The following is a 15,919-nucleotide window of genomic DNA, read 5'->3' on the forward strand; positions in this document are numbered from 1 at the left end:
CTCTAAATGGCACTTTCAATATTGCAGTGATACAAAAAGTGCATGAGATCGGGGGCTTGATTTTTCAGGAGTTGAATATCATTAAAATATTGCTTGAGCGGTACGCCATAAAGCCGTTTAAAATCATTGAGAAAATGGGACTGGTCATAATAGCCGTTTTCACGGACACTCAAAGAGTCATAATTGTTTTCATACAGAGCCTGAATCATCTTTTTACGTTTGATGGTAATAATGTAGGTCGAGAGGTTGATCCCGAGGTATTTTTTAAAATAGCGGCGTAATGAACTCTCAGAAATTCCAAAATATTCTGCGACGACTTTGGTCGCATTTGTCGGTAGATGTGCAAAATTCGCATTGACGTATCGGATAATATCCCGTGTGAGTCTGTACGAAGGGGAATGGGGTTTTATGTTCATCATTTCATCGAGTGATTCAATGTATTTTTCCACTCTTTTATCGGCATCCACATGGATAGGAATAAGTGATCCTGGAGCAATATGATTTACCATGGAAACCATCGGCGTATCGGTGAGTTGAAACATCCCGCATGAACTGAGGCGGATAATGGTGAGTTTTTGGCACGTATTTTTAAAAACGATTTTTATTTTAGGGGCATGGGTAAATTTTCCGCACACAACATCACCATCGAACTCATACGTTTTACCGTCCAATTCAAAGGTGATTACCGCACAATGATCGTTGAGAATTATATGTTCATGAACCGAGGTGGCACCGATAAATTGAAAATCTTGCTCATTATTATATTGGTAAGTTGGAATGTGATAGATCGAATCGATAAAAGGGCTTTGGTGGCAACTAATATTCATACATACAATCCTTTAACTAGGACTAATAATAAGATACAGAGACGAAAATGTCTTGTAAAATTCAGCCAATTAAAGGAAAAAGTTTACCAAATGAGAATTTTTAGGAAAGTTTAATAAGAAAAAGAAAAAAACACCCGTTCACAAAAAGAACGGGGATGGTAAATACTAGTCGTCTAGCCGTTTTGCCATCACTTCAGCAGGGAATTTTTTAGCACCCGGCTCAATAAACCAGACCTCACCGTTGCTGAGTTTTACCTCACCGCCCCATTTTTCATCGGTGTCAAATTCCGAACTGAGAATCGTCTCTTCCATATCTTTTTTAGCAACATAAAAAGAGATTGCCCCTTTACTGTCATAACGCAACATAACTTTTGCCATAATATCTACCTTTATATTTAATAATATTATAAATTCATCACACTATTGTGCATGAAAAAACTGCCGTATCCGATGCCACCAGTCCGATGAGAGATGACCTTCAAAAGTAATACGTAAAAATGTCCCTGCAAGACGGCGGATGATCGTATTGACTTCATAATTACGATCATCACGCTCCGGAAAATCATCCCGATAATGTACCCCTCGGCTCTCTTCACGCGCCAATGCCGACATCAGCATCGCCTCGCTGAGTGTGAGCGCGTTGCGAAATTCGATAATCGAGAGGAGCTCGACGTTATCACTGCGCTCTTTGTTCACACAACACAGCCCTGATGACATTTTCATCAAATAGTGGACATATTCAAGAGCGGAGGCAAGTGAATCGTGAGTGCGAAAAATCCCTGCATTTTTGTAAAGATTATTCCCCAGGTTCCGACGCATCGTATTGATGTTAAAACGGTTTTCCCCTTCCAAAATCATCTCAACGTAGCGAGACTCTTTATCCACCAGCGCATAATCGATCGGATGAAACTCACTTTTTTTCGCTGAACGCCCCGCTTCGATACCGGCAAGCCGGCCAAAATAGGCCGCTTCAAGCAGACTGTTGCCTCCCAGCCTATTTGCCCCGTGAACACCGCTATACGCACATTCACCGCAGACAAAGATGTTGGGGATATCGGTCGAAGTATCACTGCGTGACCAAATTCCCCCCATTGTGTAATGAGCAGATGGGGTAATAGGGAGAAGCTCGGTAAGAATATCGATTCCCGCACCGTTAAGAGCATGTTTACGCGCCGATGGAAGTTTTTTATCAATCAGTTCTTCCCCTAAATGGCGAAAATCAAGATAGACGCTGTGCCCTTCCATCTGGTGTTTGGCGATTGCACGGGAAAGTTTATCGCGCGTTTGAAGCTCATCGGTAAAACGTTCTCCCTTTTCATCGACGATTATCGCCCCCTCACCCCGCGCCGCTTCGCTGATCAAGGTACCGCTGTTTAGGAGCGTTGTCGGATGGAACTGCACAAACTCCATATTGGCTAAACGCATCTTCGCTCGCAAAGCAATCGCGATCAGATCCCCGCTTGATTCTTGGGAATTGGTCGAATGCCCCCGATAAATTCCTGCAAACCCGCCCCCCGCTAAAACGAGCGATTTACACGCAAAGGCAATCACTTGCGAATCACGCCGGCGTAACAGCGTAATACCTGAAAGCTGATCTTTAAAGGTAGCGATGGAGAGCATCAGATGGCTCGAAAATATCTTCACCCCCTCACGGCGACACTGAAGCAGCAGAGTCTGGGTAATGGCCGCTCCCGTTTTATCGGCAATATAACAGGTACGTTTGGCCTTTGTCCCCCCGAAAGGGCGCTGTGCGACATTCCCCTCTTCATTGAAATCAAAGCTTACCCCCATCCCTTGGAGTTCACGGATGATCTCTTCGGCACCGGTCACCATCGCACTGATCGTCGAAAAACGTCCCAGTTTATCAGCACCTTTGAGGGTGTCGGCGATATGCTCACGAACAGAATCGTGGCGCGTTGTTTTGAGTACGGCATTGATCCCACCGGAGGCTACGGCAGAATTGGAGCGGAGAGGATTACTTTTACAGACAAGGGCGACATTCAATCCTGCACGTCGGGCATAGAGCGCTGCATACAATCCCGATATCCCGCTGCCGACGACGATCACATCATACAGCATAGGCACCCTTCATCAGTCTATTAACCGCATCAGCAGAGGCTTCAGGCAAATATCCCAAAACAGCGTTATCCATCACATGAGCGGGATCAACCGCACCGAAGATCGCACTAATCCCCCCGGCTGAACGTGCAAATTGCAAGGCACTCGCTACATCATTTAACTCATCCGTTTGGAGTAGTTCCCCAACATTGGCCGTAAAAGGACGTTTAAAGAGATTTTTCTGCAATAGCGCAGAGGAACCGATATAAGTCAAACCATAGCGTGCACACGCATGCATCATCGGATAAAACAGCCCATCTTCACATTGCTGATTTGAATAGCCGTAGGCATGCGGTTTTGCGAGGTTGAACGGGCTTTGGATGTATTTAAAACCATGACCTTCTCCACCCACATTACGAGCTATCTCAACTACCTTTGAGAGCGATATATATTCGGTATGATCCGCTTCGTATAAAAATCCGTTCCATGCCGCTATCCCGTACGAGACGATTTTCCCCTCTGCTCTTAACGCTTCGAACTCTCTCAATGCCGCTTCGACACGTACATAAAATGTCTCTTGATCAACATAACCGAGCTGTGTTTCTGGATTATGAAGATAGAAGATATCGATCGTCTCCAACTCCATATTACGCAACGACTGCTCACAGCTCCAGCGCAAATATGCAGGTGCCATACAATGCTGATCGATAACGATCTCCTCTTTACTCGCTAATCCGGCATTGAGAATATTCTCTTGTATCCATCCATAAGGATTATCGGGGAACGGAAAATCGAGGGGGATAAATCCCGCTTTGGAGGCGATAATCACCTCTTGACGTGTAATCTCTCCCTCTGCGAACATATCATTCAATGCTTCAGCTATCTCGCGCTCAGAGATTTGGTATCGGTAGTTGATTGCCGTATCAATCAGGTTGATCCCCCGCCGAAGCGCCATTTTGATCGCTTCGGCAAAGTTGATAATATAATTATCTTCTTTATACGGCTCCGGTTTATAGGTTCCGATCCCGAGTGAAGGGAAAAAGAGTTCTCCGTTAAAACGGTAAAAATCTTTTGAATAGTTACCAAATTTTTTGAGATACTCAAATGTACCTTCTTTCGTTGCTCGTGACATTAGACCACCATTACTCGTAGGTTTGTTTTAAGTTTAAAGTTCAGCATATCCTGCATCCCAGCAAGGGTTGTCGTTGTGTTCATCGAACAGCTCATACACTCACCTTTGTACTGGATGTAGAGTTCATATCCGTCTTCAACTTCTTTGAGGTCAATCACTTCGACATCACCATTATCGGCTTTGAGTGTCGGGCGGATGTACTCTTCGAGGATCGATTCGATACTGCGGAGTTTTTGTACCAAACTCATCGCGTTAAAGTTTCCGTCCCCTTTGGCCTCTTTGATTTTTTTGCTGATTGCCTCTTTTTGTAGTTCAGCCGTGATTTCAGCTAACATATCGACGAGGTAAACATCTTTTTTCTCATGTCCGCCCGGTTTGATACATGATTTACAGAATCCGCCTGCTTTGGTGTAGTCGGTAATTTGCTCGATAGTTTCAAGTTTGTTCAGACGAATCACCTCTTTGAGGGTATCGAGACTCACACGGGCACATTCACACACGATAAATTCGGTCTCGAATTCGGACATATCGACCCCTTTGTAGATCGATGCCGCTTTTTTAATAACGTCATACGCCATAACCGAACAGTGCATTTTTTGCCCCGGAACAGCGGGGATATCTTCCTCGTCGCGAAGCGCTTTTTCAACATCGATGTTGGTAATTTTGAGTGCTTCATCGACCGTTTTTTCCATACAGAGTTCTGCCATCATGTCTGAACTCGCGATCGCCGTACCGCATCCGAAACTTTTAAATCGGCTTTTAACGATCACATCATTTTTAGGATCAATCATCCAGTACAAACGTACCGCATCTCCACAGCTCTCTGCACCGAAATCGGCAATAATCAGCTTTTTATCGGCTGCATCTGCCTCTTCTTGAGTAATCTCACCCATATTGATCGGATCATTCATCCGTCGTTGTACTTCAGTTGAATACTCTTCCCATAATGCTCCGCCGATCAATGTGTCACGTGCCATAACTAGCTCCTGTAAATGGATTATATTCCCTCCCCATTGCAAGAGCTGTTCTTGTACGAGTAAGACAATTTTGTAGCACATACATTCTAGAATATTCTATGCATGACGATTACAGAGAGTTGATTATTTTATGAGCAGCACAGGTGTGAATCCTCACTCAAATTCAACTTATAATGACACATCAAGAAACCACTTAAAGGGGTCCAAAATGGTCCAGATTACTGCTGTATTTAACCGTCATTGCTTAAATGATGTTCTTCGTGAACTCTTCGAAAATGAGATCGAAGGGGTAACGGTAACGGACGTTATCGGGAAAGGTTCACTCGGAATCGCCGAAAAAAACAATGCACCCGATTTGTATCCGAAAGTCATGTTGATTATCGTCATCTCCGATGACAAACACAAAACCACCGCGATGGAATGCATCCGATCACATACTCAGGATTTGGGACATGGTGCAGGCAAAATGTGGGTCACCCCGGTACTCGAAGTCGAACGGATCCGAACCGGAGAGAAAGACGAATCAGCACTTTCTCAGCCGATCCCGCGCGCTACGACGAAAAGCAACACCTTCTTCACTGCCGTCGATACCCCCTCTAGCTAGCCCTCTTTCCTCCGTAAGAAGTACGGAGGCCTCAAATGAACTTAAAATCGCCGTCTCCAACTCTCCAGATATATGATACAATCCAACTAACTCAAAAGATAGTAACATTAAAAAGATGGAGTGATATGAAGATGTGCGGGAACCGTGATTGTGACGATGGCGTATCCTTTTCCAAAAATGCAGTGATGCGATTATGGGGGCACTGGTGTTTGAAAGCCATCGGAACAATGACATTTATGGCTATCTTTTTTTCCCTCTATCTTTACCTACTTGAAAATCCTTTTTTTTTAATTACCCAAATGCCGTTCACCGTTGTCGATACTAAAATCGGATTTCAACCCTATTTTCTCTCTCTTTATCTCTCATTATGGGTATATGTCTCATTGGTACCGGCACTGATGAAAACTAAAAAAGAGTTGCTTTATTATGGGGCCTATATAGGGTCCGTGTGCGCTGCGGGTATCCTCATTTATCTCGTTTTCCCGACTTCGATACCCCAAAACGGCATCAACTGGAGTCATTATCCTGAGTTTTCTATGTTAAAAACGATCGATACTGCCGGCAATGCTTTTCCCTCTTTGCACGTAGCAACCGCATTTTTTTCCCTCTTTTGGTTCGATCGTGAATTGAAACACATGCATGCGCATCCATCGCTGCTGTGGCTGAACGGACTTTGGTGTTTAGGGATTATTTATTCGACAATGGCGATTAAACAGCATGTATTTCTCGATGTCGTGGGGGGATTGATACTCGGAGGGGTATTTGCACTGTTAACTCTTCGCTATCACCGAGTAAAAGTGTTACACTAAAATCTCTCCTGCGGAGACTTTTTTGGCATACGTATCCATTCGATCAAAACTGGAAGAAAATTCCTCCAGGAGCGACACCAATTTTTCCTCGCATCCAAAAATCCCCTGATAATGGAAATAACCATCCATCAACCCGAGTTTTAATCGTGGCTGATGAATATCAATTTCTCTGGGGTGCAAGTAGATAAAAACACTTTTGTCCTCGTTATTTTTTGCTCTCATTACCCGTTTTATCAGCCACGTCGGAAAAAATCGCAAATATCCCCCTCCCGCATACCCCACACGGTTTCCAAAAAGGTTCATAACGCTTTGAGGTATTTCTAAAATAGGCAAAGAGGTGGGATAGTGGGAAGTATCCGGAAAATCCGGAATGCCGAAGAGGGTGTTTTTTGCCGGATACACGGAAGAAGAGTATAAGAATCCTTCGTGTGCCAGAATTTCATAAAACCAGGGGAGTGTATCGGATTTCACAGACCACGAGGGGGCGCGAAAGCCCACAACCTTTTCACCGATGATCTGCTCCAGTACATCCGAGGATACTTGGATATCTGCATGAAACTCATCCGGTGTCATCGGATAAATAAGTTTGTGGGAACTTCCGTGTGAGGCGATTTCATGCCCTGCGGCAAAAAGTTTTTGAACAACATGAGGTTTATCTCGGGCAACGTCACCCAAAATGAAACAGGTAGATTTCACACGAAAAGCATCACAAATTGCAATAAGACGATCGACATTCGCTTCCAAATTGGTTACACGACCATCATATAAAGAGGAATCGATACCCTCGTAATTAGCATGGAACCACTCTTCAATATCAAACGTTAAAAAATTTCTTGTTATCATAAGTAAAATTATAACCACTCTTGTGAATAGCATTGATAGAATTGACACTTATTCCGTAAAAAATAGAAAAAAAGGGGTAGAATTTTGTATAAAGCTGTTGAAAATTGGGGTAGAATATTGTATACTTTACCGTTATTCACAGTTAATTATGAGAATGGTCGTTCCCAGGGATGAGTCTATTAACCCAACAACTTTATACTATTATAAATCAAGAAGAGTCTCAGGCCCTTATCCTTTTGGCCGATGAAACCCATCCGATTTTTAAAGCTCACTTTGAGGGAAATCCCCTTTTACCTGCATTTTTGCAGGTTGATATTGTGGCGGAGATTTTTGGCTTGCAGGTGAACGGAATCAGCCGATCAAAATTCATGGGACCCTTGAAGCCGCTGGATCAAGTAGTCATACGTTTGGAGAAACGCCCTCTCGGAGTTAAGGCCCGATGGATAAAACAGGAGCACCTATGCAGCGAGATAAATCTTGACGTTCGATAAACTTTGTATTCTTATACCCGTATACAACAATCCAAAAACCATTGCGCACGTTGTGCACGAAGCTGGGACATTCGCTCTTCCGATCATCATCATCGATGATGGTTCGGATATTTTGGTGGAAACACTTTTGGAAACCGATCCGTCTCGATTTATCGTCCGCCATCCCGTAAATCAAGGCAAAGGAGTTGCCCTTCGCACAGGTGCGAAACGGGCAAAAGAGTTAGGGTTTGAGTATTGTCTGACGATGGACGGAGACGGACAACATTTTGCAGATGATATCCCGCGGTTTTTAGATCTTTTTGAAAAAGAGAAAAATACGAACATGCTGATTATCGGTGTACGTGATTTTGAAACCTGCAATCCCCCTACATCTTCCTCCATCGGACGACGTCTAGGAAATTTTTGGGTATGGGTAGAGACCGGAATATGGGTATCGGATACACAGACAGGGTTTCGCCTGTATCCGGTAGAGTGCTTACTCTATCCCTCTTCTGCCATTCGATATGAGTTTGAAACCGAAAATATCGTCCGATTTTTGTGGAGTGGCGGTACTATTTTTGAAGTGATGGTAAAGACGGTGTACGATGAGTCCCGTGTGACCCATTTTCACAAATTAAAAGACAATTTTTTCATGGTCATCTTGCACACAAAACTCGTTCTTTCACGGATATTTTTACTAAAAGGAATACTAAAATAATATGACAGTAACTATTAATGATCAATTCATACCTTTCGAGAATGTTGCCAATGCGTCAGAAATAAAGCTCGATACGAGCAGACTTTTTAGAGATAAAATTGCGGCGGCGGAAAAACTTCTGTTAAAAGAGATTAGCGACGGTCATCCGATTTACGGTGTCACGACCGGATACGGCGATTCGGGGAAAAATTATCTTGTGTATGAAGATGCACAAACGTTACAGGTAAACCTATACCGTTTTCACGGATGCGGCGTCGGTGACATCCTCTCTGAAAAAGAAATTTTCAACATCGTTTTGGTCCGTCTGATCAGTATCTCCAAAGGGTACTCCGGGGTGAGCATCGAACTCTTAGAGGCGATGCTAAAATTTCTCGAACTGGGTATTCTCCCCGCGATTCCTGCCAAAGGGTCGGTGGGTGCCAGCGGAGATTTGACCCCGTTATCCTACATTGCGGCAGCACTTTCAGGGGAGAGAGAAGTCATTTATCGCTCCCAGATCCGCCCCTCTGCGGAGGTATTGCATGAGTGCGGACTTGAGCCCTACACGTTTAAACCAAAAGAAGCATTGGCGATTATGAACGGAACGTCGGTTATGACGGGGATTTTGGTAGCTCAAATTGAAAATTTTGAACGCTTGCTTATGGGATTGGAAAGCTTTTCGGCCGGATTGTTTGAAGCGATGGAAGCCGATACGACAGCTCTGGAACCGTTTGTTCATCAGGTGAAACCTTTTGAAGGGCAGATCAAATGTGCCTCGAACCTGAGAGAAAAACTGGAGGGGGCAACGCTGGTACATGATCGTCTGACACGCTACAAGAGCTTTTTTGATTCGAAGCACCATAACATCCAAGACCGCTATTCCATCCGCTGCATTCCTCAGATTTTGGGTGTCGCGTGGGATAACCTCGCGCAAGCCAAAAAATGGGTGGAGACCGAGATCAACTCGGTAAGCGATAATCCGTTGATTAACTGTGAGGAGCAAATTATCTATACCGGCTGTAATTTTTACGGTGGCTATATGGCCCATGCGGCGGACACATTGAAAATTTGTTTGGCCAATATGGCAGATTTGTTGGATAAACAATTTGCTCTCCTCGTTGATGATAAATTTAATCGCGGTTTGGGTGAAAATTTAAAGCTCTCCAGTGAACCGTATTATCACGGGTTTAAAGCGATGCAAATTACTCTCAGTTCTCTTAGTGCCGATGTTATGATGCGCATGCTCCCCGCTAGTGTCTTTTCGCGCTCAACTGAATCGATGAATCAAGACAAGGTGAGTATGGGGACAACCAGTGCCTTGGGATTCAAAGAGGGAATCGTCGATTTTTCTTCTATGCTTGCCATTGCGATGTTGGGGATAGCGCAGGCGATTGATATTCGAGGGGTTGAAAAATTCTCTCCGTTTGCTCAAGCGCTGCACCGGAAAATTCGTACTATTTCGGCTCCTTTGATCGAAGATCGGAGACTTGATGGGGACATTGCCAAAATAAGAGAACTTCTGCTTCGCGGAGAACTTGTATGAAAACCGTTCTCGTAACGGGAGCTACCGGGGCAATCGGTGAAGCTACCGTACGTCTGTTCTCCGCTAACGGTTATTTCGTGTACATCCATTATCACAGCAATAAAGCCAAAGCCGATGCGCTCGTGGAAGAACTGGGAAATGCGCAGAGTGTGGGTTTTGATATTGCATCGGCCGTGAATGTCCGCAGTGCATTAGAAGGAATAACGGTCGATGTACTGGTAAACAATGCGGGTAAAACAATAGACAAGCTCTTTTTTTGGATTGAAGACAGCGACTGGGATGAGGTGATTCAAACCAATCTCACGGGTACCTATTATGTGACCAAAGCACTCCTTCCGGCTATGCAAAAACAAAAAAGCGGCGCGATTATCAATGTCGCCTCGGTTGCCGGAGTCGTCGGAAACGTTGGACAGGCAAACTATGCGGCATCCAAAGGGGGGATGATTGCGATGACAAAATCCCTCGCCCTTGAAGTCGCACGATATAAAATTCGTGCCAACTGTGTCGTCCCGGGATTTATCCACTCGGAGATGACGGCAGGTTTTAATGAAAAAGATTTTGAGAAACTGATTCCGATGAAGCGATTCGGAAACCCGGACGAAGTGGCCGAGGTGATTTTTTTCCTCGCAGATAAGGCGTCGTATGTTACGGCAGAAGTGATCAATATTTCCGGCGGGATGGTACGATAATGCGGCGTGTTGTGATTACAGGAGTCGGTTTTTATTCTCCTATCGGCGATACTATGGCGGAGTTGCGGCGTAATTTTGAGCAGATGAAAAGCGGCGTAAGAGCCATGCACGAGTGGGAGGGCGCCAACGGTTTATCCGCCAGGATAGCCGGAGTCGTGGAAGAAAATGATTTTAGTGATATCCCAAGGCAGTACCGTCGTACCATGGATCGGGTGGCAATGATGTGCGCCCTCTCGCTGAAACGAGCCGTTGCTCAAAGCGGCCTCACCCCCTCTGAAATTTCCTCTTCCAGAACCGGAATCTCGTTTGGTTCCGCGATGGGAGGGTTGGAGACGCTGTTTGAATATGCAGAAGATGTTTCCCACAACAGCGGATTCGGACGTCAAAACGCCACCGCATTTTTGCGCTTCATGAGCCATACGGTCTCAGCAAACCTAGCGGTAATGTTTGGGATTATCGGACGCAACATACCGACGAGCTCAGCGTGCACCGCCTCAGCGCAGGCCATCGGTGCCGGATATGAATCGATCAAATACGGGATGAGCGATGTGATGCTCGTCGGCGGCGGAGAGGGTCTGCATTATGTCGAAGCAGGAATTTTCGACAGTATGGGCGCTACCGCTATCGGCTACAACGATGATCCCACAGAGGCGTCACGGCCGTTTGACATTGCACGCTCCGGCTTGGTCGTTTCGGAAGGATCAGGGGCGTTGGTGCTCGAAGAGTATGAACATGCCAAAGCACGGGGAGCCGTCATTCTCGGCGAGGTGGCAGGATATGCGACCGGATGCGACGGCAGCCATATAACGCTCCCCTCAGAACGGGGAATGGAATCGGTGATGCGTGATGCCCTGAGCGACGCTCGGCTAAATTCAACCGATATCGGGTATATTAATGCCCATGCAACGGCAACTCCGAAAGGGGATATTTTCGAATCGATTGCGGTCCATCAGGTTTTTGGAAATACGACACCGATTAGCAGTATAAAAGGGTATACCGGGCATATGTTCGGCGGCGGCGGGGCATTTGAAACGATTGTTTCTTTGATGGCACTGAACGACTCTTTTTTGCCTGCCAATAAAAATCTTGCCAAGATCGATCCGGAATGCGCCCCTTTGGATTATATTCGTACCCACCGCGAAAGCGCTGTTACCGCTGTTATGAACAACAATTTTGCGTTCGGGGGGATTAACACCTCGATCATATTGAAGAAAATTTAGTTTTAAAGGTTTTGAAAATGAATAATGATGTATTTGAAAAAGTTCAAGCGATTATTGTAGAGCAGTTTGAAAAAAATCCTGAGGAGATTACACGCGAAAAGCGGTTGGTGGAAGATTTGGAACTCGACAGTCTGGACATGTTTGATTTGATATGTGCACTCGAAAAAGAGTATGACTTCCATTTTCAGCGAGATATGGGCTCGTCTATCGGAACCGTAGGGGATATCGTGGGGCAATTAGAAAAACATTCCTCCAAATAATGATTTTTTCGCTCCTGTATATCCCATTTATACTGGTTGCCTGTTACTATTTTTCGGTACCAACCGTCGGTCTCTCCCTTATTTTCATCGGATTCGGATGGATAAGTTTTTTGCTTTTTACTCACAAGGAACGTAAAAACTTCATCTCTCCTGCGGTTATAGGCGTATTAGGGATCGGCGCTTGGATTTCGGAAGATTTTATGGCACTGAAGCTTTATCCTCTACTCCTTTCTCTCCTTTTTTTACTCTATTTTATAGGTTCGGTTATCACCAAACACTATCTCCTGATCGCATGGGTAGAGAAGTTCAAAAAGCGGCCGCTGGAGAGCTTGGAACGGCGTGATGTTATCGTTTCTCATCAGTTTTGGATCGGGGTGTTAGGGGCTAACAGTTCGCTTCATCTCTATTTTGTCCTTAAAGATGACACCTATTTGTGGGCACTCTATTCTTTTGCAGGATGGTATCTCCTCTTTGGAACAGCGATGGCATTGCAGCTGTTATTCGCCTATCGCGCACAAGCAGCCCAAGGGTTTCGTAATCTCAGGGGATACGGTCTTTTGCTCGGTGTGATTCTCCTCGGACTTATCCCGGCCATTGTCGGATATTTTTTGAAACGGATCATGAGAGACCCAAAACCTCATATACTCTTTCAACGTGTTGCGGCCAGAGTGTTTCGGATATTTTTTCGATATGCTCCCGGTGTCGGAGAAATTGATCTTCAAATGGATCCGAAATTTCATTCCGATCGCCCCTATATCTTCGTTGCGAGCCATGAATCCTGGCTCGATTATCCCCTCCTGGGCGGGTACATCACCGATCTCTATCATATAACCAATAAAAGAACCCCTTTCATAGGGCTGGTCCGCCCTATTTCCACCCTTTTAGGGGTAATCGACGGTATCGGGATCAATGTTCTTCACGTACTGTTGCAAAAATTGCGAAGAGGGAGCAATGTTCTGATTTTTCCGGAAGGATCGCGCAGTGTGGATGGGAGATTGCTCCCCTTTAAAACAGGGGTGTTTTCACTGGCCATAGAGTCTGGCGTTCCGATTGTCCCTGTGGTCATTTCCGGAACACGTCATTTGGTTCCAAAGGGGATATTTTCTTGGCAAAAAGTCAAAGCAGTAACGATAAAAATCCGGATCCTGGAGCCGATGGAGGCACAGGAAGGGGAAGAGGCACAGCCGTACAAGCAACGCGTTTGGGAGAAGATGCGGGAAAATAAAGAAAAAGTGGAAAACAGCTAAACAGCCGCACCGTTATTAAAAAAATCATAATGATTAAACCACTGTTCCGGATGCTCTTTGATTGTTTTTTCTAAGAGCGCTGCGTATTCTTGGGCGACTTTGGCAATGGATTCCTCTTTAGGAAGTGTACGATCGTAAGGGGCAAGCCGGTGATAGCTCACCGTGTAATGGTAATCACGTTCGCGTAATGACAACAGGAGAATCAAGGGGACATCGCGATTGTAACCGACTTCAAAAGGATTTTTGTTGATCATAACCCGCCGACCTAATAAAGTGACGGGAACACCCCCTTGCTGCGTTAACAAACGATCGGCCATCATGGCGACGATTTCCCCCTTTTTAAAAGCATTCGCGATACGGATAGCCACCGGAATCGACCCCTCCGAGAGGTCAATGATTTTGAGGGGATTGTTTTGTTTGTCTTGAATAAATTCAGCAAATCCCCGGATACTCTCTTTAATCACTTCTTGCATCACAATATTGACGGTAATGTTTTTTTTCGAAAGAACCCGTTCGCAGATACTCCAGTCTCCGACATGGGAAAAAAGAAAAAGTCCCCCCTTCTCTAAGCCGACAAAAAAAGAGCTCTCATTGTGGACCTTCACATGATAGCGCGCTAAGAATTTTTTGCTTAAAAAACGGTCGGCAAAAACAAGGGCATAGCTAAAAAGATGACGATAGTAAATACGAAAATTAAACTCCCCCGTACAAAGGAGATAGTATTCACGCAAGTACCGCTTGATGGCAGGGGTTGTCAGGGAGAAATAGAAAACGACAAAAAAGAGGATAAAACGTAATCCGGGATATCCGAAAAAACGGAAAAAAAGGTATACTATATACAATCCTGCGCCGCTACCTCGTTGTTTAATCATATCGTTATGAGCCTTTTTTAAGTAAATTATAGCGTAATGATGGAATAATCATGTGATCTACCTTTATCTCTTAAAAAGATATAAAAAGGTAAAATTTATGTCAAAATAACAATAATTATGAATAGGAGAAAAATATGATTGAATATCGTTTGATTAAAGAGCAACTTATCGAAGCGCTTCAGCTCGAAGATATGAATGCAGACGAGATTGAGGATGACGCTCCGTTGTTTAATGAGGGGCTCGGGCTTGACTCTGTGGATGCCATCGAGTTGGTTATTTTTCTAGACGATAAGTATGGGATTAAAATCGACAATGTCGGCCAGTCCAAAGAGATTTTTATCTCCATTCGAACCCTCACCGATTTTATCAACCAGAACCGAAAATAGCTCTAAGCCCAGTAAAAATCTTGATAAAGGGGCATCCATGCATGTCAAAGAGATTGTATCAGATGTTCTGATTATCGGAGGAGGTCCGGCAGGATCGATAGCAGCAGCCTCTTTGGCCAAAAAAGGGTACACCGTCAACGTTGTCGAGAAAACTCCTTTTCCTCGCTTTGTCATCGGAGAGTCGCTTTTGCCGAGGTGCAATGAGCTTCTGGAAATGAACGGGATGCTAGAGACGATCGATAAACACGGCTTTATGGTTAAACGGGGTGCATGTTTCGAAATGGACGGAGTGAGAGAAACCTATAACTTTAGCGAAAACATCGGCCAGGTACACGGGACATCGTATCAGGTCAAACGGGAAGAATTTGACGATTTGCTTTTGAAGCAAGCGGTTGCTTTTGGATCGACGCTGTACGAAGAGACGGAGATCACCGCCTTTGACCCGGAAACAACGACCGCAACGGGACGGGACAAAGAGGGAAATTCACTAAGGTTTAAAGCCTCATTCGCCCTCGACGCTTCCGGATACGGTCGTGTATTTCCCCGTCTTTTAGGATTGGATGAACCGAGTGATCTGAAGGTACGAAGTGCCGTATTTACCCGCATTACCGGGGATATTCGTCCCAAGGATGAAACGGAAGGGTACATCTACATTTATGTCCATGGGAACAACGATGCGTGGATCTGGGTGATTCCGTTTTCAGATGGGGTGACCTCGGTGGGTGTTGTTTGCAGCGAAGAATATTTCAGCACGTTCGGATTGGAGAATGAACCCTTTTGGGATATGATTATTACATCGACTCCGGGGGCTGCGGAGCGGTTGGCAAATGCTACAAAAATTCTCCCTGTCGGAAAAATAGAGGGCTACAGTGCCAATGTAAAATCAATGGTTGGAAAGAACTATTGCATGGCGGGAAATGCAACCGAATTTTTAGACCCTGTTTTCTCATCGGGGGTAACCCTTGCCTTGGAATCGGGAAACCGTGCGGCTCTTCTGATTGATCGAACGCTCAAAGGGGAAGCAGTCGATTGGGAAAACGAATATGCGGCCTATATGATGAAAGGGATTAATGTTTTCCGTGAGTTCGTCAGTGCGTGGTATGATGGCAGACTGCAAAGTATTTTTACCGTTACCGAAAAACCTGAAAAAATCAAACGGGCCGTCTCATCGATTTTGGGGGGATACGTGTGGGATGACCGCAATATTTTTGTGAAAAATCCGCGAAGTGCAATGGCAGCTGTACTCTCCCAAATTACACCGACATCTTCTACAATTTAAAGGCAT

At 44.9% G+C, this 15,919-nt stretch carries 18 protein-coding genes; 11 read left to right on the forward strand and 7 right to left on the reverse strand.

Annotated elements, in window-relative coordinates:
* Nucleotides 1-2: 2 nt before the first annotated feature.
* The 5 genes from WB308_RS11460 to WB308_RS11480 all read right to left on the reverse strand — a co-directional run bounded on the left by WB308_RS11460 (nt 3) and on the right by WB308_RS11480 (nt 4,994).
* Nucleotides 3-827: a helix-turn-helix domain-containing protein gene (locus WB308_RS11460; RefSeq protein WP_424191635.1), complete on the reverse strand. Its 825-nt coding sequence runs from the start codon at nt 825-827 to the stop codon at nt 3-5.
* Nucleotides 828-992: 165 nt separating this feature from the next.
* Nucleotides 993-1,205 (reverse strand): putative nitrogen fixation protein NifT, encoded by a 213-nt coding sequence (nifT, locus tag WB308_RS11465; RefSeq protein ID WP_424191637.1) that lies wholly within the window; start codon nt 1,203-1,205, stop codon nt 993-995.
* 42 nt (nt 1,206-1,247) lie between these two features.
* Entirely contained in the window at nt 1,248-2,906 is a 1,659-nt protein-coding gene (locus tag WB308_RS11470; RefSeq protein WP_424191639.1) for an FAD-dependent oxidoreductase, read from the reverse strand.
* Nucleotides 2,896-4,017 (reverse strand): aldo/keto reductase, encoded by a 1,122-nt coding sequence (locus WB308_RS11475; RefSeq protein ID WP_424191641.1) that lies wholly within the window; start codon nt 4,015-4,017, stop codon nt 2,896-2,898. Before WB308_RS11475 ends, WB308_RS11470 begins: the two co-directional genes overlap by 11 nt.
* The gene (locus WB308_RS11480) at nt 4,017-4,994 is read right to left on the reverse strand and encodes an iron-sulfur cluster assembly scaffold protein (RefSeq protein ID WP_424191643.1); all 978 of its coding nucleotides are present in this window, start codon (nt 4,992-4,994) and stop codon (nt 4,017-4,019) included. Before WB308_RS11480 ends, WB308_RS11475 begins: the two co-directional genes overlap by 1 nt.
* 208 nt (nt 4,995-5,202) lie before the next feature.
* Between WB308_RS11480 and WB308_RS11485 the strand changes: the two genes are divergently transcribed.
* Nucleotides 5,203-5,598, forward strand: a complete 396-nt coding sequence (locus WB308_RS11485; protein ID WP_424191645.1) for a P-II family nitrogen regulator — start codon at nt 5,203-5,205, stop codon at nt 5,596-5,598.
* A gap of 125 nt (nt 5,599-5,723) precedes the next feature.
* Entirely contained in the window at nt 5,724-6,407 is a 684-nt protein-coding gene (locus WB308_RS11490; protein ID WP_424191647.1) for a phosphatase PAP2 family protein, read from the forward strand.
* Here WB308_RS11490 and WB308_RS11495 read toward each other — a convergent pair.
* Complete coding sequence (locus WB308_RS11495; protein WP_424191649.1) at nt 6,399-7,250, reverse strand: polysaccharide deacetylase family protein; 852 nt, start codon at nt 7,248-7,250, stop codon at nt 6,399-6,401. The genes WB308_RS11490 and WB308_RS11495 overlap by 9 nt on opposite strands.
* 170 nt (nt 7,251-7,420) lie before the next feature.
* On the opposite strand from WB308_RS11495, the gene WB308_RS11500 reads away from it, so the two are divergent.
* From WB308_RS11500 to WB308_RS11530, 7 genes are read left to right on the forward strand one after another with little or no spacing between them, the layout of a single operon-like run.
* Complete coding sequence (locus tag WB308_RS11500; protein ID WP_424191651.1) at nt 7,421-7,741, forward strand: hypothetical protein; 321 nt, start codon at nt 7,421-7,423, stop codon at nt 7,739-7,741.
* Nucleotides 7,728-8,438, forward strand: a complete 711-nt coding sequence (locus tag WB308_RS11505) for a glycosyltransferase family 2 protein (protein ID WP_424191653.1) — start codon at nt 7,728-7,730, stop codon at nt 8,436-8,438. The genes WB308_RS11500 and WB308_RS11505 overlap by 14 nt, the downstream gene beginning before the upstream one ends.
* Before the next feature lies 1 nt (nt 8,439).
* Nucleotides 8,440-9,960: an HAL/PAL/TAL family ammonia-lyase gene (locus WB308_RS11510; protein WP_424191655.1), complete on the forward strand. Its 1,521-nt coding sequence runs from the start codon at nt 8,440-8,442 to the stop codon at nt 9,958-9,960.
* Entirely contained in the window at nt 9,957-10,649 is a 693-nt protein-coding gene (locus WB308_RS11515; RefSeq protein ID WP_424191657.1) for an SDR family oxidoreductase, read from the forward strand. The genes WB308_RS11510 and WB308_RS11515 overlap by 4 nt, the downstream gene beginning before the upstream one ends.
* Nucleotides 10,649-11,869, forward strand: a complete 1,221-nt coding sequence (locus WB308_RS11520) for a beta-ketoacyl-[acyl-carrier-protein] synthase family protein (protein WP_424191659.1) — start codon at nt 10,649-10,651, stop codon at nt 11,867-11,869. The genes WB308_RS11515 and WB308_RS11520 overlap by 1 nt, the downstream gene beginning before the upstream one ends.
* A 17-nt stretch (nt 11,870-11,886) precedes the next feature.
* A complete protein-coding gene (locus WB308_RS11525) occupies nt 11,887-12,129 on the forward strand; it encodes an acyl carrier protein (RefSeq protein ID WP_424191661.1) in 243 nt (80 codons plus the stop codon).
* On the forward strand, nt 12,129-13,376 hold the full coding sequence (locus WB308_RS11530) for a lysophospholipid acyltransferase family protein (RefSeq protein WP_424191663.1): 1,248 nt from the start codon (nt 12,129-12,131) through the stop codon (nt 13,374-13,376). Before WB308_RS11525 ends, WB308_RS11530 begins: the two co-directional genes overlap by 1 nt.
* Here WB308_RS11530 and WB308_RS11535 read toward each other — a convergent pair.
* On the reverse strand, nt 13,373-14,248 hold the full coding sequence (locus WB308_RS11535; protein ID WP_424191665.1) for a hypothetical protein: 876 nt from the start codon (nt 14,246-14,248) through the stop codon (nt 13,373-13,375). The genes WB308_RS11530 and WB308_RS11535 overlap by 4 nt on opposite strands.
* Nucleotides 14,249-14,382: 134 nt before the next feature.
* Here WB308_RS11535 and WB308_RS11540 point away from each other — a divergent pair, with 134 nt between their 5' ends.
* Nucleotides 14,383-14,634, forward strand: a complete 252-nt coding sequence (locus WB308_RS11540; RefSeq protein ID WP_424191667.1) for a phosphopantetheine-binding protein — start codon at nt 14,383-14,385, stop codon at nt 14,632-14,634.
* A gap of 37 nt (nt 14,635-14,671) precedes the next feature.
* The gene (locus WB308_RS11545; protein ID WP_424191669.1) at nt 14,672-15,913 is read left to right on the forward strand and encodes an NAD(P)/FAD-dependent oxidoreductase; all 1,242 of its coding nucleotides are present in this window, start codon (nt 14,672-14,674) and stop codon (nt 15,911-15,913) included.
* Nucleotides 15,914-15,919: the final 6 nt, after the last annotated feature.

Source organism: Sulfuricurvum sp., from assembly GCF_049587615.1.
Taxonomy (GTDB): domain Bacteria; phylum Campylobacterota; class Campylobacteria; order Campylobacterales; family Sulfurimonadaceae; genus Sulfuricurvum.